Below are 18,862 nucleotides of genomic sequence, written 5' to 3'. Positions count from 1 at the left end.
GAGCCGTGTCGATGAAACGAAGGTTCAGGGACCTGGGCGCAGCGGAAGTGCTGGCGCTGGCCATCTCGCTGGAGGAGGAGGACGGCCGGATCCTGCAGGAATTCGCCCGCCTGCTCCGCCCCAACTATCCCAAGGCCGCCGCGGCGCTCGACGAGATGCGCGTCGAGGAGGATTCGCACCGCCACCGCCTGGTGGAGCTGTTCCGCCGCAAGTTCGGCGAGGAGATCCCGCTGATCCGGCCGCAGGACGTGAAGGGCTTCCTGCGGCGCGATCCGCTTCCCGCGTGGCGCAGCCTGAGCGTCGACGAGGTGCGCCGCCGCGTCGCGATCCTGGAGTTCGAGGCGGAGCGCTTCTACATCCGGGCGGCGCAGCAGACGACCGACGCCGAGCAGCGCCAGCTGCTGGGGGATCTGGCGGAAGAGGAGCGCAAGCACGAGGAGATGTCGGCCCTGATGGACCCCGCGCACCAGGAGCCCTCGGAACGCGAGGCGGAGCACCAGCGCTCGCGCCAGCTGTTCGTCCTGCAGGTGGTGCAGCCGGGCCTCGCGGGACTGATGGACGGCTCCGTCTCGACGCTGGCGCCGTTGTTCGCCGCCGCCTTTGCCACGCGCGACACCTGGCAGACCTTCCTGGTCGGGATGGCGGCCTCGGTGGGCGCCGGGATCAGCATGGGGTTCGCCGAGGCGCTGTCGGACGACGGCAGCCTCACCGGCCGCGGCCAGCCGCTGCTGCGCGGCATCATTTGCGGGTTGATGACGTTCCTGGGCGGGGTCGGCCACGCGTTGCCTTATTTGATCCCGCACTTCCTCACCGCCACGGTGGTCGCCACCATCGTGGTCGCCATCGAGCTCATCCTGATCGCCTGGATCCGCAAGCGCTACATGGACACTCCCTTCCTGTCGGCGACGCTGCAGGTGGTCGTGGGCGGCGCCGCGGTCTTCCTGGCCGGGATCCTGATCGGCAGCTCATGATCGCCTGGCGCGCCGCGCGACTCGTCGCCCTCCTGGCGGCCGGCGTCCTCGGCATCGCGATGCTGGAGGGCGCTGAAACAGGATCCGACCCGTGCGCCGGCGTCCGCCCGTCGGCGGGAACCGCGATCCGTGCGGTGCGGGTGGCCTCGGGCTTGACGCGTCCTCTCCTCGTCCTCGCCCCTCCCGGCGACACGCGCCGGCTGTTCATCGTCGAGCAGGACGGCAAGGTGCGCATCCTCCAAAATGGCTCGCTGGCCGCCAAGCCCTTCCTCGATCTCAAGGGGCTGACCCGCTCGCCGGCGACGGGAGGAGGGTGGGAGGAGGGGTTGCTGGGGATGGCGTTTCATCCGCGCTTCGCGGAGAACCGGACCTTCTTCGTCTACCACACCGACACGACCGGGAAGAGCAACCTGATCGTGCGCTACCGCGCCGCTTCCGCCGACCCGGACGCCGCCGATCCCGCTTCGCGCCAGGTCGTCCTGACCATCCCCCACGTGAAGCATGCCAATCACAACGGCGGCATGATCGCCTTCGCCCCGGACGACGGGAAGCTCTATGCCGGCACCGGCGACGGCGGCTCGATGTGCGATCCCGACGACAACGCGCAGAACCCCGAGGTGCTCCTCGGGAAGCTGCTGCGCCTCGACGTTGACGCAGATCCTCCCAAGGTCGAGGTCTGGGCGATTGGCCTGCGCAACCCCTGGCGCTTCGCCTTCGATCGGGCCAACTCGGACCTCTATATCGGCGACGTGGGACAGGGGGACTGGGAAGAGGTCGACTACTATCCCGCGCCGCGGGCCAAGGGAGCGAATTTCGGCTGGGACCTCTACGAGGGATCCCACTGCCCGAACCCGTCGTGCATGGGGCGCAAACGCTGCGACAGCATCCGCGCCATCCCCCCCGTCGCCGAGTTCTCGCACAAGGGAAGCGCCTGCTCGATCACCGGGGGCCCGGTCTACCGGGGCTGCGCCATGCCCGATTTGCGCGGCACCTACTTCTATGCCGATTTCTGCGCCGGCTTCATCCGCTCCCTGCGGGTGCGCGACGGCAAGGCGATGGAGATGCGCGACCGCACCGCCGAGCTCGAGCCGGGGGGCGGTGCGCACATCGAAGCAATCACCTCCTTCGGCGAGGACGCGCGCGGCGAGATCTACGTCATCGACCAGGAAGGCGAGATTTTCGAAATCGTCCCCGCCGGCGCCGCGCCCTCCCCTCGCTGAGCGTCGCGCCCCGAAGATTCCCCTCAAAAAGGTTTGCCGCCCGGCCGCCGCGGGGCTACACTCGCGGCACCCGGTGAGAGGGGGGGTCCATGAGAGGGAACCGCTTCGCGAAGCTGGGTCTGACGATCTGGCTCGGCGCCGCGGCCGGCGCGCATTCGGCGGCGGCGGGAGTCTGTGACGGCATTTCGACGGCATCGTCAACGCCGCTCACCACCGTGAAGATGCCGGGTGCCTACCTGCTACCTCTGCTCGTTACCTCCCCTCCCGGGGACACCAGCCGCCTTTTCATCGTTGAGCAGGACGGCACGATCCGCATCATCAAGGACGGCGCTCTATTGGCGGCCCCTTTCCTGAACATCGCCTCGCTCGTGCTCTCCCCTGCCGACGGCGGCAACAACGAGGAGGGGCTGCTGGGCCTCGCGTTCCACCCGAACTACGCCGTCAATGGATTGTTCTACGTCTATCACACCGATTTGACCGGCTCGAACCTCCTGGTCAGTTACGCGCGCAGCGCGGGGAACCCCGATCTGGCCGACACCTCGACGCGGCAGGTCCTCTTCACCTTCCTGCACCCGGGCGCCGGCAACCACAACGGCGGCATGATCGCCTTCTCCACCAGCGACGGCAGGCTCTACGTCGGCACGGGCGACGGCGGCGGCGGCTGCGATACGAGCAACAACGCCCAGACCGATGCGTCGCCGCTCGGCAAGCTGCATCGCATCAACGTGGATGCCGTGCCTCCGACGATCGAGACCTGGGCCAAGGGGCTGCGCAATCCGTGGCGCTGGTCCTTCGATCGGCTGACCAACGATCTCTATATCGGCGACGTCGGCCAGGACAACTGGGAGGAGATCGATTTCCGGCCCGCGCCGCGCTCCGCCGGCGACAACTTCGGCTGGCGGGTCTACGAAGGGACCCACTGCGACCCCAACCCCTCCTGCCCGGGCGTCGAAGCCTGCGCGACGGTTCCGAACGCCATCCTGCCGATCACGGAATATGACCATGGCAGCGGCTGCTCGGTGACGGGCGGCTACGTCTACCGCGGCTGCCGCATGCCGGCGCTCGCGGGACGCTATTTCTATTCCGATTTCTGCTCCGCCTTCATCAAGTCGTTCCGGGTCGTCGGCGGGGCGGTGAGCGACCCGATCACCCATACGACGGAGCTGGCCCCGGGCGGCGGGCTGAGCATTTCCCAGATCACCTCCTATGGCGAGGATGCACGCGGCGAGATCTACATCGTCGATCGCGGTGGCGAGGTCTTCAAGATCGTCCCGATTCTCCCCAACCTGGAAGTCTCCGGGCCCAACGCTCCCTTCCTTTCGCTCGACGCCAACTGGACGTGGGAGGACCTCCACCTGAGCTCCGATCACCCGATCAGCCAGTACCGCGTCTACCGCACCGCCGGCAACGGCAGCGGCACCTTCGACTGCGAGTTCCAGAGCGCCACGCCGAGCTGGACAGGGGGTGATCCGCAAATCCCGGCCGTCGGCTCTCTCTTCTCCTACCTGGTGGTGGCGCGCAACGCGGCGGGCCAGCAGACGAGTCCCGGGACGGGCACCGGCGGCACGCCGCGCACTCTTTCGGCGCTGGCCTGTCCTCTCTGAGCTTCTCCGGCCGGATTTCCCTGACTGCCCGCCTCTCCGTTCACTCCTGACATCTTGAGTGTTCGAATCCAATCCCGTACCCTGTCTCCCCCCTGGAGGAGCTCGTGACGCCGGTCATCGAAGCCCATGCGCTCGTGAAGCGCTACGCCGACCTCACGGCGGTGGACGGGATCGACTTCGCCATCCCCGCCGGGCAGTGCTTCGGCTTCCTGGGACCCAACGGGGCCGGCAAGACCACCACCGTGAAGATGATTCACTGCTTCGCGCCGGTGACATCCGGCGATCTTCGGGTGTTCGGCTACGACGTTCGCCGCCACCCCCGGGAGATCAAGGCGCGCATCGGGGTCTGCCAGCAGGAGGACAACCTGGATCCCGATTTCTCGGTCCACAAGAACCTGCTGGTCTTCGGCCGCTACTTCGGCATCCCCGCTCCCGTGCGCGAGAAGCGGGCGCGGGAGCTGCTCGATTTCATGGGGCTGTGGGAGCGGCGCGGCAGCGGCATCCGCGACCTTTCCGGCGGATTGAAGCGCCGCCTGGTGATTGCCCGCGCGCTCATCAACGATCCCGACCTCCTGATCCTGGACGAGCCCACTACCGGGCTGGATCCGCAGTCGCGCCACCAGGTCTGGGATCGGATCCGGCAGCTGCGGCGCCAGGGAAAGACGATCCTACTCACCACCCACTACATGGACGAGGCGCAAACGCTGTGCGACCGGCTGGTGATCATGGACCACGGCAAGATCCTGGTCGAGGGGGATCCGGCGGCGCTGGTGAAAGAGCGCGTCGGACGGGAGGTGGTCGAAGTCTGGGGCGCGTCCGAAGCGCTGCGGGAGCTGGCGCGCCGCAGCGGCTGGCGCTTCGAGTCGGACTGCGACCGGCTCTTCGTCTACACCGACTCCGGCGAGTCGGTGCTCTCCGCCATTGCCGGCAAGTACCCGGTCGAGCGCTGCATGGTGCGCACCGCGGGGCTGGAGGATCTCTTCCTGACCCTCACCGGCAGGGAGCTGCGCGAATGATCGACCTGGTGCGCAACATCAGCGCGCGCAGCCTGCGGGTCTGGCAGAGGAACCGCGACGTCTATTTCGTGACCTGGAAGACGAACCTGGTGCCGCCGCTGCTCGAGCCGATCCTCTACCTGCTGGCCTTCGGGGCGGGCGTGGGCGCGCTGGTCCACGAGGTCCCCTATCGCGGCGAGAGCATCGACTACACCACCTTCATCGCCCCCGGATTGCTGGCCACGCAGGTGATGTTCCAGGCCTTCTTCGAGAACACCTACAACACGTTCGTGCGCATGTACTACCAGCGCACCTTCGACGCGCTGGTCACCACGCCGCTGACGCTGGAGGACGTGATGGCGGGCGAGCTGCTGTGGGGGGCGACCAAGGGGACGATCGGCTGCGCCGTGATGATGGCCGCGGTGAGCTTCTTCGGCGTCCTCTCCTATCCTCAAACTCTGGTCATCCTCCCCTTCTCGTTCCTGGCGGGGCTGTTCTTCTCGGGACTGGCCCTCTGCTTCACCGGCATCGTGCCGCAGATCGATTCCTTCAACTTCCCGACCTTCCTTTTCATCATGCCGATGTTCCTCTTCTCGGGGACCTTCTTCCCGCTGGACGTGCTGCCGCGCTGGGGACAGATCCTGGCGCAGGCGGTGCCGCTCACTCACGTCGTGTCGGTGATGCGCGAGGCGAGCCTCGGCCGCCTGACCCTGCGCGCCGTTTGGGACGTCGCCGCGCTGCTGGCGCTCACGGCACCGGTCTGCCTGCTCGGGATCTTCCTGATGAAACGCCGCCTGGTGAAGTAGGAGCCGGGTCCCGCGTTTCAGCGGCCCTGAGCTACGAGCGCCAGGTTCTCGCGCCGGCCGGCGAGGATGTGCGCCGCGAGCCGGAACAGGGGGACAGAGACCAGCATCGCGGCAGCGGTGTAGAGGGCATCGAGCAGCAGCGCCAGCGGCGGGCTGCCGACGAGGAGGGTGGCCAGCGCGGTCAGCCCGACCACCGGCGCCAGCGCCAGGACGCTTACCATCATTCCAAGGATCGCGGCGAGCGGATGGGGCTGGTTCTGCTTGGTCAGCCGGGCCGGATTCACCGCCTTCGGGAAGACGGCGGAGAGGATCGCTCCCACCGGAGACATCAGCGAGAAGACCGCGGCACCTGCGAAGGGCAGGCACAGCCAGAGCCAGGGCGAGCCGCCCGGCGCGATGACGGCGGCGACCAGAATCGACGGGACGCCTCGGCAAGTCCCCAGAATGGCGCCCGCCGCCGCCTTGCCGGCAATCAAATCGGCATCGGAGATGGGCGAAAGAAACTCCAGGGTCAATCCGGCCCGGTCGCTGGCGAACTGGTTGAGCACCGTCCCTTCCAGCGTAGTCATCGCCAGGAAGACGGCGAAGCCGCCGAGGAGGAGCCCGATCGGAAAGGCGAACCCCTCCGGCACCAGCTCCGGCGGACGGCGCCTCCAGAGGATCCCCAGGACCAGGATCACGGCGGGGAGCATCACCGTCTGGATCTTCCCCTGGACCGAGCGCAGCACCAGTCGGATCTGGGCGATCGCCACCGCCGAGGCGGCGTCGCTGATCCAGGGAACGCGGGGCCAGCGCGGCTCCAGCACCCGCGATCCGCGCCGCGGCGTCGCCACCTCCGGTGTCTCCATCAGCCGCCGGTAGATCCCGAACCCTCCCGCCTGCAGCCCCAGCGCCCAGCCCCAGAGGATCGCCACCGGCAGCAGCGCCACGGCCTCCGCGGCGTCGGCCGCCTTGGCGACGCTCTTCACGTACAGCTCGGGCGGATAGATCACCGACCAGAGCGGCAGCGCCTTTCCCGACCAGCCGGGCGCATCGGGCGGCCGGCGCTTCTTCTCGGCCGGCGACTCGGCCGCCTTCTCCTCGACCTTCTCCAAGGTCGTCGGACCTCGGCGGTCCCGGTTCCAGGTCGACAGCAGCCCCGGCATGAAGCCGAGGATCGCCAGGGAGGTGAGCAGCACGAAGCTCACCAGCTCGCCGCGGCGGCGGTCGCGAAAGATCAGCTGCGCCGCCGTCGAGCACAGGGTCGACAATGCGGCGATCAGCAGCCGCAGCGCGAGCCCGGCCAGCAAGGCGATGGCTGCGGCGGCCCAGGCGTCCGCCGCCGCCAGCCCCAGGGCCAGGCCCAGCGTGCCGGAGGCCAGGATGGCGGACCAGGGCTCGACCAGGGCGGCGATCAGCTCGCTGATGTAGAGCGCGCGCAGCGGAATGGGGAGGAGAATGAGGCGCTCGGCGTTCGGCATGCTTCCCTGCGCGGCGCGCAGCAGCGGCGCCAGGAAGGTCATTCCCAGCTCCGCCCCGAGCATGATGCGCAGGATCAGGAGGATCGGCTGATGGACCTGGCCGCTTTGCGGCAGGTAGTAGCCGGCCAGCGCCCCCAGGAAGCCGACCAGCAGGACCCCCGGCAGGAAGAGAATTACCATGAGCGCCGGACCGAGGACCTGCAGCGCGCGCGAGGCGCGCTCAAGCGTGTCGCGCTTTTTCGTCGGCTTCATCAGGTTGAGCAGCAGCCGCCAGCGCAGCCAGAGGATGACGCGCGCGGTGCGGATCATCCCGACAGCCATGCGAGGTCGGAGCCGCGCTCCTCGGAGGCCCCCACCAGGTCCAGGAAGACCTCCTCCAGCGTCCGGCCGCCGCCGCCCGACCGCAGCGCTTCCAGCGGCCCCTGCGCCGCCAGCTTTCCCTTGGCGATGACGCCGACGTGCGTGCAGAGGCGCTCGACGATCTCCAGGATGTGGGAGGTGAGGAAGACGGTGCCGCCGCGCCCGACGAACGCGTGCAGGAGATCCTTGATCTGCCGCGAGGCGACGGCGTCGATCCCTTCGAAAGGCTCGTCCAGGAAGAGAAGGTGCGGGCCCGGCAGCAGCGCTGCGGCCAGCGCGATTTTCTTGCGCATGCCGTGCGAATAGTCGGCCACCAGGACTCCCGCGGCGCCCTTCAGGTCCATCAGATCGAGCAGCTCGGCGCTGCGCGACGCCAGCGTCGCCTGCGGCAGACCGTGCACCTTGCCGACGAACGTCAGCGTCTCCGCGCCGGTGAGACGGTCGAACAGCGCCAGATCTTCCGGGACCACGCCCACGCGGCGCTTCACGGCGACGGGCTCCTTCACCGGATCGAGCCCCAGGATCCGCATTGTTCCCGCGCTCGGCCGCAGCAGCCCGGTGAGGCACTTGATGGTCGTCGACTTGCCGGCGCCGTTGGGGCCCAAAAAACCGTACAGGGTGCCGCGCGGCACCTCCAGATCGATGCCGTCGACGGCGCGCAGCTCGCCGAACGTCCTGGTGAGTCCCCGCGTCTCCAGCGCCGCTTCCAAGCTTCTCCCCCGCTTTTCCGAAGCGCCGTCGCCCCGGCCCAAAAGGGTTGATATTAAACCTCAAATCCGCTATCGTCGCGCGTCGCCGAGTGCACCAGGATCCTCCGAGAGAACATGCCGGTGCGCGACCCCCTCCAAGACCTCCACCTGCTGATCCGATCGCGCTACTGCATCATCGTCCTGGAAACCGACGAGCAGGATCGGGCCGAATCCCTGCTGCGCAAGCTCGCGGCGCGCCTGCGGGTGCCGTTCTTCTCCTGGACGCCCACCAAGGGGCTGCGGCGCGACGGCGAGAGCGGCGCGATTTACGGCACCGCCGATCCGGGGCAGGCGCTGGCGCACATCGAGAGCGCGCGGCTCCCCGCGCTCTACCACTTCCTCTCTCTGGGCGGCTTCCTGGAAGACAAGGTCCTCGCCGCCCGCCTGAAGGACGCCGCCGAGCCGTTCACCCGTTCCACCGGAGCGCTGATCCTGACCGGCACCGCGCTCGAGCTTCCCGAGGCGGTGAAGCCGATCTCCGCCACTCTGCGTTTGCCCTCCCCGGAGCTGTCGGAGTACCGCGACCTGCTGCATCGGGTGCTGAAGGATCTCTCTGCGCGGATGCCGATCCAGGTGGCGATGAAGGCGGAGGATTTCACCCGCCTGCTCAACAACCTGAAAGGGCTGACGCTGCAGGAGGCGGAGCGCATCCTCAGCCGCGCCGTCCTGGAGGACGGCGTTCTTTCACCCGAGGACATCGCGGGAGTGATCGCGGCGAAGAAGGCGGTGGTGGAGCGGGAAGGAGTGCTCGAGTACTTCCCGGCCGAGGAAGGGATGGGAGATATCGCCGACCTGGCGGGATTGAAATCATGGCTGGCGGAGCGCCGCGCCATTCTCACCGACCCGGCGCGCGCCGCCGGCTTCGGTCTGGCCTTCCCGAAGGGAGTGCTCCTCCTTGGAGTTCCCGGGTGCGGCAAGAGCCTGTGCGCCAAGGCGGTGGCGCGCGAGTGGAATCTGCCGCTGCTCAAGCTCGATCCGGTCGCTTTGTACGACAAGTATGTCGGAGAGAGCGAGAAGAATTTCCGCAAGGCAATGGCCATGGCGGAGAAGATGGCTCCGGCCGTGCTCTGGATCGACGAGTTGGAGAAGGCCTTCTCCGCCGCCGGCGAGGCCGAGGATGGCGGGCTCTCCAAGCGCATCTTCGGCACGTTCCTTTCCTGGCTGCAGGACCGCAAGGGAGACGTCTTCGTGGTCGCCACCGCCAACGACGTCTCGATCCTCCCTCCCGAGTTCCTGCGCAAGGGGCGCTTCGACGAAATCTTCTTCGTGGACCTTCCCGACGCCCAGGCGCGCGCTGCGCTGTTCGCGATCCATCTGAAGAAGCGGGGCAAGGACCCAACCGCCTTCGATTTGCCCCGCCTGGTCGAGGCGACGGAAGGCTTCGGCGGCTCCGAGGTGGAGCAGGCAATCGTGGCCGCGCTGTACACCGCCTTCTCGGGCGGCCGCCCTCTCACCACGGAGACGATTCTCCAGGAGATCACCCGCACCCGGCCGCTGATCCAGACGATGGGAGAGAAGATCCAGGCCCTCAGGAATTGGGCCCGGGAGCGCACCCGCAGCGCCCATTGAGAATCCCGACTCCGGCGCGTGCTACGATCCGCATCCGAGTCGCAACCCAGGGCCTGCGAGAACGCCGATGGCGCGCTGCCCCACCTGCTCTTCCGAAGCCGGCTTCGGGCACTTCTGCCCTTCCTGCGGCGCGTCCCTGAGCGATTCCGAGGCACCGACGCGCCTGAGCTCCTCCGGCTCGTCCTCCTCCGACCCCCGGCACGGCCGGTTCCTTCCCGGCACCCTGCTCGGCGATCGCTACCGCATCATCGCCCTGCTCGGACGCGGCGGCATGGGTGAGGTCTACCGGGGCGACGACCTGAAGCTGGGTCAGGCGGTTGCCCTCAAGTTCCTGCCTCCGGGAATCGAGAAGGACGCGGCGCGGCTGGCCCGGTTCCACGACGAGGTACGCATCGCGCGCCAGGTGGCCCATCCCAACGTCTGCCGCGTCTACGACGTGGGCGAGGTGGACGGCAACCACTTCCTGACGATGGAGTATGTCGACGGCGAGGACCTCGCCTCGCTCCTGAGGCGCATCGGCCGCCTTCCCCCGGACAAAGGGGTCGAAATCGCGCGCCAGATCAGCGCCGGCCTGGCGGCGGCGCACGACGCCGGCGTCCTGCATCGTGATCTCAAGCCCGCCAACATCATGATCGACGGCCGTGGCCGGGCCCGCATCACCGACTTCGGGCTGGCGGCGCTGGGGGAGGAGGTCAAAGGTGACGAGGCTCGCTCCGGGACACCCGCCTACATGGCGCCTGAGCAGCTGGAAGGAAAAGGGGTCACGCAGCGCAGCGATCTGTATGCGCTCGGATTGATTCTCTACGAGGCCTTCACCGGCAAGCGGCCCTACTCTTCGACCTCGGGAGCCGATCTTCTCAAGAAGCAGACCACCACCTCCCCCACGTCTCCCTCGAGCGTGGTCGGGGGGCTCGATCCGGCCGTGGAGCGGATCATTCTGCGCTGCCTGAGCCCCGACCCCGCCGGCCGGCCTTCCTCCGCGCTGGCGGTGGCGGCGGCGCTGCCGGGCGGGGATCCCATTGCCGCCGCGCTGGCCGCGGGAGAAACTCCCTCCCCTGAGATGGTCGCCGCGGGAGGTGACTCCGAAGGCCTCCGCGTGAAGACGGCGGCGATGCTCTTCGCCGGAATTGTCCTGGGGATGGCGGCACTCGTCCCACTCGCGGCCCGCAGTCAGGTTCTCCTCCTCTCCAGGCTGTCGAAATCACCCGAGGTGCTCGCCGAGAGGGCCCGGGAAATCCTCGGGGAGCTGGGATACACCGAGCGCCCCGCGGACCATATTGTCGCTTTCACCATCGATACCAGCTATCTCTCCTATTTGAACCGCCTGCGTCCTCCGCCGCAATGGCCGGAGACGCTGGCCCGGCCCCAGCCTGCGGTCATCCAGTTCCGCCTCCGGGAGAGCCCGGCGCTGCTGGTGCGCGAGAGCAAGGGGACGATCGGCGACTGGTTCCTGGATCCTCCACCCCTCCGGCCGGGGATGCTCGACGTCACGCTGGGATCCGACGGCAGGCTGGTGGCGCTCGCGGCGACGCCTCCGGAGAAGCTTCCAACCGGGGCGCCCGCCGGTGAGCCCGACTGGGCGAAGCTCCTATCGATCGCGGGATTCGCGGAAAGCAGTCTCGAGAGCGTGGAGCCGCAGTGGGTCCCGCCCTGTTTCTCCGATACCCGCAAGGCCTGGAAGGCTGAGTATCCCACCTCCCCGCCGACGCCGGTGCGCCTCGAAGCGGCGGGGCTGGCGGGAAAGGTCGTGGGGTTCCGGATTTTCGCTCCCTGGGATCGCGGCGAAGAGGCAGGCTCCGAGCCTTCGGGGTCGGATCCCTGGATCGTCCGCTTCGCGCGCGCCGCCGTCTTCGTGTCGGCGATCGTCGCCGCCCTGGTCGTCGCCACCCGCAACCTGCGCCAGGGACGGGGCGACTGGAGAGGAGCTCTGCGCTGCGCCGTCTATCTGGGAACGCTGCGCCTCCTCTGGATGCTTTCCGCACACCACCTGCCGAGCGATGCGGAGGTGGACCTGCTCATGGCGCATCTGGCCTGGTCGACCTATCGGGTCTGCATGGTTGGCGTCCTCTATCTCGCGCTGGAACCCTATGCCCGGAAGCTCTGGCCCCGCATGCTGGTTTCCTGGGTGAGGCTGGTGGACGGTCGCTTCCGCGATCCGCTGGTGGGCCGCGACGTCCTGGTCGGCAGCCTGTTCGGCGTCCTCCTCTCCCTGGCCGGCACCGGTGTGACTGTCCTGGCGGCGCGGCTGGGGCTCCCCGGGAGCCTGCCCGGAATCGACATCTGGGCCCTCGAATCGATGCGTGGCTTCCGCAACGGTATCGCCGCGTTGCTGGGAGTGCACGTCAGCTCGGCGCTGGAGATGTTCTTCCCCTTGATGCTCCTCCTCATCCTGCGGCTGCTTTCAGGACGCACCTGGGTGGCCATCACGGGAACTTCGATCATCGGCGCCGTGGTGACCTTTCAGTCGGGAAGTCCCGTCATTTCGCTTGTCGGCCTGGCCATTGGCGTGGTCATCTTCTTCACGGCGCTGTTCCGCTTCGGGCTGCTTGCGATGGTCGTGCTGGGAACGGTCAATCGGCTCCTCGACCAGCTTCCGATCGGGATCGAGCCCGGCGCCTGGTATGGAGCGACGATCATGCTGCCGCTGCTGGCCATTCTGGGGCTCGCGATCTGGGGACTGAGGGGATCGGTGGGCGGGAGACGCTGGTTCCGGGATGCGGTGTTCGAGGCGGAATCGGCCCGTTCTTAGAAGAAGTCCCCGTCAGCGCGGGGTCAAGGCTGGAGACTGCGGAGAAGCCGGTTCCGCAGCCCTCTCATCTCCAGGGAGAAACGGAGCTTTCACCAACGGCTTGGGTGGGTATGTCACCGCCATTGTTTCTCCCCGCGCTGACGGGATTTTGATCTACCCTATACCCCGGCCCGCGCGGCTGCGCAAGATCATTTGCGCGTCAAATGCGGTTGTCCCATCAGATCGGCGCAGGGCAAAGCAAATTTATGCCGAAGCAGCATCCGGAGCGTGTGATTCTCCACCTCGACATGGACGCGTTCTATGCCGCGGTGGAGGTCCGCGAAGACCCGGGGCTCGCCGGAAAGCCGCTGATTGTCGGCCACCGAGGCCGGCGCGGTGTGGTCTCCACCTGCTCGTACGAGGCCCGGAAATTCGGTGTGCGCTCGGCGATGCCGTCGCTGACGGCCGAGCGCCTCTGCCCGCAGGCCACCTGGCTTCCCGGCCGCATGGATCTGTACGTCGAAGTGTCGCGCGCCATCCGCCGGATCCTCGACGACTTCACTCCGGTGGTCGAGCCGCTGTCGATCGACGAGGCCTTCCTTGATCTCACCGGCATCGCCCCGTCCCTGGAGCGCGGGGCGTCGATTGCCCGCGATCTCAAGCAAAGGATCGCGCGGGAGCAGCGCCTCACCGCATCGGTGGGCGTCGCACCGAACAAGTTCCTGGCCAAGATCGCCTCCGACCTGGAGAAGCCCGACGGTCTGGTGGTGTTCCCCCTTTCCGATATTCCGCGCCGCCTGCACCCGCTGCCGGTGGAGCGGCTCTGGGGCGTCGGGCCGAAGACGGCCGCCCGGCTGCACGCTCTTCAGCTCACGACGATCGGCGATCTCGGTCAAGAATCGTCGCGCCGCCTCGAGGAGTCGCTGGGGTCCGCGCTGGCGCACCACCTGTGCGCGCTGGCGCGCGGCGAGGACGCGCGCGAGGTGCACTCGTCGCGTGAGGCGAAATCCATTTCCCAGGAGCGCACCTACGCGGAGGACCTGCGCGGCGAGGAAGCGATCGACCGGGCGCTGGTGGCGCGATCCGAAGGAGTGGCCCGTGAGCTGCGAAGGGCCGGCTTGGTGGCGCGCACCGTCCGCCTCAAGGTGCGCACGGGGGATTTCACCACCTGGACGCGCTCGATGACGCTTCGGGCCCCGACCGATCTTGCCGACGCCATCCTGCAGGCGGCGCGCCATCTGTTCAGCCGCCACATCCGCCTCGAAGGGAAAGGGGTGCGTCTGCTCGGCGTCGGGGCTTCCCACCTGCTCTCCGCGCGCTCCGGCCAGGCGGCGCTGTTCCCCGACGCCGGCTCGCTGAAAGCGCACCGGTTGGTTGCGGCCGCCGACACTCTCCGGGAGCGCTTCGGCGAGGAGGCACTGCGCCCTGCCCGGCTGGTCGCACGCCCTCGCGGTAAGCCCGACAAGACGCCCCCCGAAGCCTCCAGCCTCCCCTCCGTCGACTGATCCCCGCATCGTTGTTGTTGCGCGCTCCGTTTCCTTGGTAGTATCCGCCAGGGGTTTGGGAGGGCTTCAGAAGCATCGGCCGGCGCCGGATTCCACCGCGGGCCGGAAATCCACGAGGCGAGGCATGTCTCCCAAAGTCAATCGTCGTACCTTCCTAAAGGCCGGGCTCACCGGCACCGCCGGCATTTCCCTGGGATTGCTGCAAGCCCGCTCCGGCGCGGACGCTCCGGACACGACGCCCTCGCGGCCTGCCGCCGGCTCCGAGCCGCTTCGCGGAATGCCGCGGCGATCGCTCGGCAAGACGGACCACGAAGTCGCGCTCTTTTCCCTGGGGGGGCAGGCGACCCTCGAGCAGGAAGGCGCCAAAGCCCACGACACCGCCGTCGCCATCATCCATCGCGCCCTCGATCTCGGGGTGAATTACTGCGATACGGCACCGCTGTACGGTCCCAGCCAGGATTACTACGGCGAAGTGATGAAGACCCGCCGCAAGGAAACCTTCCTGGCGACCAAGACCGACGACCGGACGCGCGACGGCTCCCTGCGGCTGCTGGAGGCGAGCCTCAAGCGGCTGCAGACCGATCACGTGGACCTCTGGCAGATGCACCATGTCGGCTCGCGCGCCGATTTGGAGTCGGCATTCGGCAAGGGCGGGGCGCTGGAGGCGATGGTCCGCGCCAAGGAGGAGAAGAGCGCGCGCTTCCTCGGGATCACCGGTCACTTCGATCCGGCTTCTCTCCTGGAAGGCTTGCGCCGCTACGACTTCGATTGCATCCTGATGGCGCTCAACGCCGCGGACCGTCATCACCTCCCGTTCCAGGACGAGCTTCTCTCCACCGCCGTCTCGAGGAAGATGGGGATCATCGGAATGAAGGTCCCGGCGCGCGGGCGCCTGCTCCAGCAGGCCCGTCTGAGCATGAAGGAATGCGTCGGCTACACCTGGACGCTTCCCGTCTCCACGGTGATCATCGGGTGCGACACGGTCGCCCAGCTCGAGGAGAACGTCTCCCTGGCGCGCGCCTTCAAGCCGCTGCCGGCCGAGACGATGGCGAAGATCGAATCGCGCACGCGGGACACCTCCCGCGAATGCGCCTGGTACAAACGCGGCGGCTCCGAGCCCTGGGGTTAGACAGCCGGCTCCGCGGGCCCCCTCGTCCGACCGGCCGCGTCGCGCTCGATCGCTCTTTCAAGGGAGGAGTGGGCATGTCGGTCTCGTGGAACTGGCTGCTGATCCTGGCGGGCGCCGCGATGATCCTCATCGAGGTGGCGGCCGGCGGCTTCGCCGCGTTCGATCTCGTCCTGATCGGCACCACCTTCGTCATCGGGGGCGCGGTCGGCCTCATGTTCCAGGGCCTCTACCTGGGGCTGTTCGTCACCGGCGTCCTGTGCGCCCTGTACATCGCCGTCGGACGCCGCTGGGTGAGGTCGCATTTCGATCTCAAGGGCGCCGCGGTCACCAGCAATACCGACTCGCTCATCGGGCGCAAAGGAATCGTTCTCGCCCGCATCGCGCCGCACCTGCCGGGACGCGTGCGGGTGAACCAGGAGGAGTGGCGGGCGGTCCTGCCGCAGGAGGAAGCGGAGGCGGTGGAAGAAGGCGCCGAAATCACGGTCATCGGCCTGGACGGCGTGACCCTCACGGTGAGGTAGAGCACCCATGGAGAACGATCTCGGCCGCGGCTTCCTGTTCATCTTCCTGCTGATCTTCGCCTTCATCATGCTGGTGGCGCTGGCGCGCTCGGCGCGCATCGTCTCGCAGTACGAGAAGGGGCTGGTGCTGCGCCTGGGGCGCTACCGGACGACGGTCGGATCCGGGCTGACCTTCCTCGTGCCGATCATGGAGAGCATGATCAAGGTGGACATGCGCGAGCGGGTGATCAACGTCGAGCCGCAGAAGGTCATCACCAAGGACAACGTCTCGGTGGTCGTCGACGCGGTCATCTACTACCGCATCAGCGATCCGGTGAAGGCCACCTTCGAGGTGCAGAACTTCGGCTACGCCGCCACCACGCTGGCCCAGACGAACCTCAGAAACCTGATCGGCGACAAGTCGCTGGACGAGACCCTCACCGCCCGCGACACCATCAACGCCAACCTGCGCACCGTGCTGGACGAGGCCACCAACACCTGGGGCGTCAAGGTGACCCGCGTGGAGGTCCAGAAGATCGACCCGCCCGCCGACATCACCGAAGCGATGTCGCGGCAGATGAAGGCGGAGCGCGACAAGCGCGCCAACATCCTGGAGGCCGAAGGGGTGAAGCAGGCCCAGATTCTCCAGGCGGAGGGAGTGAAGCAGTCGGAGATCCTGAGGGCGGAAGGCGACGCCCAGGCGAGGATCACCCGGGCCAACGCCGAGGCCAAGGCAATCGAAGTGGTGTCGAATGCCGCCGAGCACTACTTCAAGGAGCGCGCCGAGGTCAGCAAGCGGCTCGATGTGCTCAACCACATCCTCGCCACCCAGACGAAATACATCATCCCGGCAGGGTCCGACCTGGTGAACGTCCTGGGTCTGGACGACAAGTCGGTCCTGCCGATCAAGGGGGGGCCGGGCAAGGCGTCGGCCTGAAGCGCTCCCGTCAATCCTCTTTTCCGTCCCGAAAGACCCGCTCACGCTTGATCTGCGAGTGGTGCCGCTTCTCCTCGAGCCGGTCGCGGCGCTTGCTGAGCGGGACCACCGTCTTCTCCCGCCGCTTGCGAGTGGCCAGCGCCCGCCGGAGCAGCTCCGCGAAGCGCTCCTCGGCGGCGTCCCGGTTCACCGACTGGCTGCGGGAGGCCCGGGCGATGACCCGCAGGACACCCTCCGAGTTGATCCGCGTCGAAAGCTTCGTTCGTATCCGGCGCTTCTGTTCGGCCGACAGGGCGCGCGAAGCGGCGACATCGAAGGTCAGCGTGATGCGGCTGCTGACCTTGTTGACGTGCTGGCCGCCCGGGCCGCCGCTGCGCGAGGCGGTATATACAATCTCGTCGCCGGGAATCGACAGCCCCGGCAGAATCCGCACCATGGCCCTGCCGCTCACGGCTCGGTCCGCTCCCCCAGCGCGCCGAGGATCTGATCGGCCAGCCGGAGGATGTCGTCCTGCTCCTCCGGCGGGGTGTCCACGAAGGTGGCCCGCTCCGCCAGGAACTTCATCAGCCTGGCCTCGCGGGCATCCAGCTCCAGCATCAATCCGCCGCCGGGGGTCCGTTCATGCCTCATGGCGCTCCTTCACGTCGTTGCTTCGCATGCGTCAGGGGTCGCAGGTGACCCGGGTGGGAGGGGTGTTCTGGCAGCGCAGGCTCTCGGTCATCCCCGAGGCCAGCTCGGCGCACGCCAGATCGAGCGCCGTGCGCCGCGCCTCCTCCAGAGTGGCCCCCTCGGCGCTGCGGCACGAGTGGCCGCCGCCGTAGGTAAGGCAGACTTCGCAACGGTGGCCGCCCAGAGAGACACTGGCGTACCAGATGAGCCCGCCCATGACCAGGGCGAACGCTCCGCCCAGGACGAGCGACTTGCCGATCCCCTTGCGCTGCGCGCCGCGCGCCGCCGTCATCTCCGCACCTCGCCCGTCTATCATAACCCCGCCGCCCGGTAGGCGTCGGAACGGTTCTCTGTTACTCTAACCGGACACTTGTGGGGAGGTCACGGGACATGGGGCAGGAGAAGGTTCGCTCGTCCCCCACCGCAGAGGCGATGGAGCGCATCCTGTCCGTAACCCGCGAGCTGGCCCGGCCCCTCGATCTCAATACCACCCTGAGCCATGTCATCGACGCGGCGCGGGCCGTCCTCGACGCCGATCGCGGATCGGTGTTTCTCTACGACCCCAAGACCCACGAGCTGACCACGACGGTGGCCACCGGCGTGACGGCGCTGCGCTTCCCGGCCAACCGCGGCATCATCGGCGAGTGCGCCGAGCGCCGCGCCGTGATCAACGTCCCCGACTGCTATAACGACCCGCGCTTCAACCGCGAGGCGGACCAGAAGACCGGCTACCGCACCCGCTGCCTGCTCACCGTCCCGCTGATCGGCTACGACAACTCGCTGGTTGGGGTGATGCAGGTGCTCAACAAGCGCGAGGGGGTTTTCTCGGAGGAAGACGAGTCGATCGCCACGGCTCTCGCCGCGCAGTGCGCCGTGGCCATCCAGCGGACGCAGATGCTGATGGAGCTGGTGGAGAACGAGAAGCTGAAGCAGGAGCTCTCGGTGGCGCGGGACATCCAGGCGCGGGTGCTACCCAAGGCGGTGCCGCGTCTGGCCGGCTACGATCTGGCGGGCTGGAGCCGGCCCGCCAACGAGACCGGCGGCGACATCTTCGACATCATCGCCATGGACGGGAACCGTCTCATGCTGCTGCTCGGGGACGCCACCGGGCACGGCGTGGGCCCCGCTCTCAGCGTCACCCAGGTGCGGGCCATGCTGCGCATGGCGGTGCGCCTGGGGAGCGACCTCGACTCGGCCTTCCGGCACATCAACGATCAGCTGGTGGACGATCTCCCCGACAACCGCTTCGTGACCGCCTTCCTGGGGCTGCTCGACACCGAGAAGCACCGGGTGATCTACCACGCCGGAGGCCAGGGACCCTTGCTGCACTTTCACGCGCAGTCGGGAACCTGCGAGTGGATGGAGGCCTCCACCGTCCCGATGGGGTTCATGGCGGGCCTGCCGCTCCCGGAGGCCCGATCGCACGACCTGGGCCCGGGGGACATCCTGGGACTGATCACCGACGGGATCTTCGAATACGAGAACCCGCAGGAGGAAGCCTTCGGGAAGGAGCGCGTCGCCCGCCTCGTCCAGGAGCATCAGGGGGATCCGATGGCGCGGCTTCTGGAGCGCATCGTGGCCGAGGTAGAGCGCTTCTGCGGGCCGGTTCCGCAGGCCGACGACATGACGATGCTCCTGGTCCGCCGCCTGCCGCGTTAGC

The 18,862-nt window shown here is 68.0% G+C and carries 17 protein-coding genes; 12 read left to right on the top strand and 5 right to left on the bottom strand.

The features are described 5' to 3' along the window. Positions 1–11 precede the first annotated feature (11 nt). From VFW45_05570 to VFW45_05550, 5 genes are all read left to right on the top strand, one after another. Complete coding sequence (locus VFW45_05570) at positions 12–971, top strand: ferritin family protein (GenBank protein ID HEU5180239.1); 960 nt, start codon at positions 12–14, stop codon at positions 969–971. Beyond that, positions 968–2,191 (top strand): PQQ-dependent sugar dehydrogenase, encoded by a 1,224-nt coding sequence (locus tag VFW45_05565; GenBank protein HEU5180238.1) that lies wholly within the window; start codon positions 968–970, stop codon positions 2,189–2,191. The genes VFW45_05570 and VFW45_05565 overlap by 4 nt, the downstream gene beginning before the upstream one ends. 89 nt (positions 2,192–2,280) lie before the next feature. Continuing rightward, complete coding sequence (locus tag VFW45_05560; protein ID HEU5180237.1) at positions 2,281–3,795, top strand: PQQ-dependent sugar dehydrogenase; 1,515 nt, start codon at positions 2,281–2,283, stop codon at positions 3,793–3,795. A gap of 104 nt (positions 3,796–3,899) precedes the next feature. Then, on the top strand, positions 3,900–4,811 hold the full coding sequence (locus VFW45_05555) for an ATP-binding cassette domain-containing protein (protein ID HEU5180236.1): 912 nt from the start codon (positions 3,900–3,902) through the stop codon (positions 4,809–4,811). Next, positions 4,808–5,596, top strand: a complete 789-nt coding sequence (locus VFW45_05550) for an ABC transporter permease (GenBank protein HEU5180235.1) — start codon at positions 4,808–4,810, stop codon at positions 5,594–5,596. Before VFW45_05555 ends, VFW45_05550 begins: the two co-directional genes overlap by 4 nt. A 17-nt stretch (positions 5,597–5,613) precedes the next feature. Here VFW45_05550 and VFW45_05545 read toward each other — a convergent pair whose 3' ends face one another. Together VFW45_05545 and VFW45_05540 are read right to left on the bottom strand one after the other, a co-directional pair. Beyond that, positions 5,614–7,365: a hypothetical protein gene (locus VFW45_05545; GenBank protein HEU5180234.1), complete on the bottom strand. Its 1,752-nt coding sequence runs from the start codon at positions 7,363–7,365 to the stop codon at positions 5,614–5,616. Continuing rightward, positions 7,362–8,126 carry an ABC transporter ATP-binding protein gene (locus VFW45_05540; GenBank protein HEU5180233.1) on the bottom strand — a complete coding sequence of 255 codons (765 nt, stop codon included), beginning with the start codon at positions 8,124–8,126 and terminating at the stop codon, positions 7,362–7,364. Before VFW45_05540 ends, VFW45_05545 begins: the two co-directional genes overlap by 4 nt. A gap of 114 nt (positions 8,127–8,240) precedes the next feature. Between VFW45_05540 and VFW45_05535 the strand changes: the two genes are divergently transcribed. The 6 genes from VFW45_05535 to VFW45_05510 all read left to right on the top strand — a co-directional run bounded on the left by VFW45_05535 (position 8,241) and on the right by VFW45_05510 (position 16,533). Continuing rightward, the gene (locus tag VFW45_05535; GenBank protein HEU5180232.1) at positions 8,241–9,734 is read left to right on the top strand and encodes an AAA family ATPase; all 1,494 of its coding nucleotides are present in this window, start codon (positions 8,241–8,243) and stop codon (positions 9,732–9,734) included. 67 nt (positions 9,735–9,801) lie between these two features. Further along, positions 9,802–12,483 carry a serine/threonine-protein kinase gene (locus VFW45_05530; protein HEU5180231.1) on the top strand — a complete coding sequence of 894 codons (2,682 nt, stop codon included), beginning with the start codon at positions 9,802–9,804 and terminating at the stop codon, positions 12,481–12,483. 269 nt (positions 12,484–12,752) lie between these two features. Continuing rightward, positions 12,753–13,967: a DNA polymerase IV gene (locus tag VFW45_05525; GenBank protein HEU5180230.1), complete on the top strand. Its 1,215-nt coding sequence runs from the start codon at positions 12,753–12,755 to the stop codon at positions 13,965–13,967. Positions 13,968–14,091: 124 nt separating this feature from the next. Further along, entirely contained in the window at positions 14,092–15,096 is a 1,005-nt protein-coding gene (locus tag VFW45_05520) for an aldo/keto reductase (protein HEU5180229.1), read from the top strand. Positions 15,097–15,170: 74 nt separating this feature from the next. Continuing rightward, positions 15,171–15,617 carry an NfeD family protein gene (locus VFW45_05515; protein ID HEU5180228.1) on the top strand — a complete coding sequence of 149 codons (447 nt, stop codon included), beginning with the start codon at positions 15,171–15,173 and terminating at the stop codon, positions 15,615–15,617. 34 nt (positions 15,618–15,651) lie between these two features. Next, a complete protein-coding gene (locus VFW45_05510) occupies positions 15,652–16,533 on the top strand; it encodes an SPFH domain-containing protein (protein HEU5180227.1) in 882 nt (293 codons plus the stop codon). Positions 16,534–16,543: 10 nt separating this feature from the next. Here VFW45_05510 and arfB read toward each other — a convergent pair whose 3' ends face one another. The 3 genes from arfB to VFW45_05495 are packed head-to-tail and all read right to left on the bottom strand — an operon-like array spanning position 16,544 to position 17,494. Then, the gene (gene arfB / locus VFW45_05505; protein HEU5180226.1) at positions 16,544–16,984 is read right to left on the bottom strand and encodes an alternative ribosome rescue aminoacyl-tRNA hydrolase ArfB; all 441 of its coding nucleotides are present in this window, start codon (positions 16,982–16,984) and stop codon (positions 16,544–16,546) included. Continuing rightward, positions 16,981–17,163, bottom strand: coding sequence for a hypothetical protein (locus tag VFW45_05500; protein HEU5180225.1), 183 nt, complete (start codon positions 17,161–17,163; stop codon positions 16,981–16,983). Before VFW45_05500 ends, arfB begins: the two co-directional genes overlap by 4 nt. Positions 17,164–17,194: 31 nt before the next feature. Continuing rightward, on the bottom strand, positions 17,195–17,494 hold the full coding sequence (locus VFW45_05495) for a hypothetical protein (protein HEU5180224.1): 300 nt from the start codon (positions 17,492–17,494) through the stop codon (positions 17,195–17,197). 98 nt (positions 17,495–17,592) lie between these two features. Here VFW45_05495 and VFW45_05490 point away from each other — a divergent pair, with 98 nt between their 5' ends. After that, a complete protein-coding gene (locus VFW45_05490; protein ID HEU5180223.1) occupies positions 17,593–18,861 on the top strand; it encodes a GAF domain-containing SpoIIE family protein phosphatase in 1,269 nt (422 codons plus the stop codon). Position 18,862: the final 1 nt, after the last annotated feature.

The sequence above is a fragment of the Candidatus Polarisedimenticolia bacterium genome (assembly GCA_035764505.1).
In the GTDB taxonomy this organism is placed as follows: Bacteria; Acidobacteriota; Polarisedimenticolia; order Gp22-AA2; family AA152; genus AA152.
Note: the sequence above shows the minus strand (reverse complement) of the source record. Positions and strands in the feature narration are given on the sequence as shown.

Coding starts and splice junctions, on each gene's coding strand:
- VFW45_05560 (HEU5180237.1), top strand. CDS start 2,281: ATGAGAGGGAACCGCTTCGCGAAGCTGGGTCTGACGATCTGGCTCGGC.
- VFW45_05535 (HEU5180232.1), top strand. CDS start 8,241: ATGCCGGTGCGCGACCCCCTCCAAGACCTCCACCTGCTGATCCGATCG.
- VFW45_05490 (HEU5180223.1), top strand. CDS start 17,593: ATGGGGCAGGAGAAGGTTCGCTCGTCCCCCACCGCAGAGGCGATGGAG.
- VFW45_05570 (HEU5180239.1), top strand. CDS start 12: ATGAAACGAAGGTTCAGGGACCTGGGCGCAGCGGAAGTGCTGGCGCTG.
- VFW45_05565 (HEU5180238.1), top strand. CDS start 968: ATGATCGCCTGGCGCGCCGCGCGACTCGTCGCCCTCCTGGCGGCCGGC.
- VFW45_05520 (HEU5180229.1), top strand. CDS start 14,092: ATGTCTCCCAAAGTCAATCGTCGTACCTTCCTAAAGGCCGGGCTCACC.
- VFW45_05500 (HEU5180225.1), bottom strand. CDS start 17,163: ATGAGGCATGAACGGACCCCCGGCGGCGGATTGATGCTGGAGCTGGAT.
- VFW45_05495 (HEU5180224.1), bottom strand. CDS start 17,494: ATGACGGCGGCGCGCGGCGCGCAGCGCAAGGGGATCGGCAAGTCGCTC.
- VFW45_05530 (HEU5180231.1), top strand. CDS start 9,802: ATGGCGCGCTGCCCCACCTGCTCTTCCGAAGCCGGCTTCGGGCACTTC.
- VFW45_05545 (HEU5180234.1), bottom strand. CDS start 7,365: ATGATCCGCACCGCGCGCGTCATCCTCTGGCTGCGCTGGCGGCTGCTG.
- VFW45_05550 (HEU5180235.1), top strand. CDS start 4,808: ATGATCGACCTGGTGCGCAACATCAGCGCGCGCAGCCTGCGGGTCTGG.
- VFW45_05515 (HEU5180228.1), top strand. CDS start 15,171: ATGTCGGTCTCGTGGAACTGGCTGCTGATCCTGGCGGGCGCCGCGATG.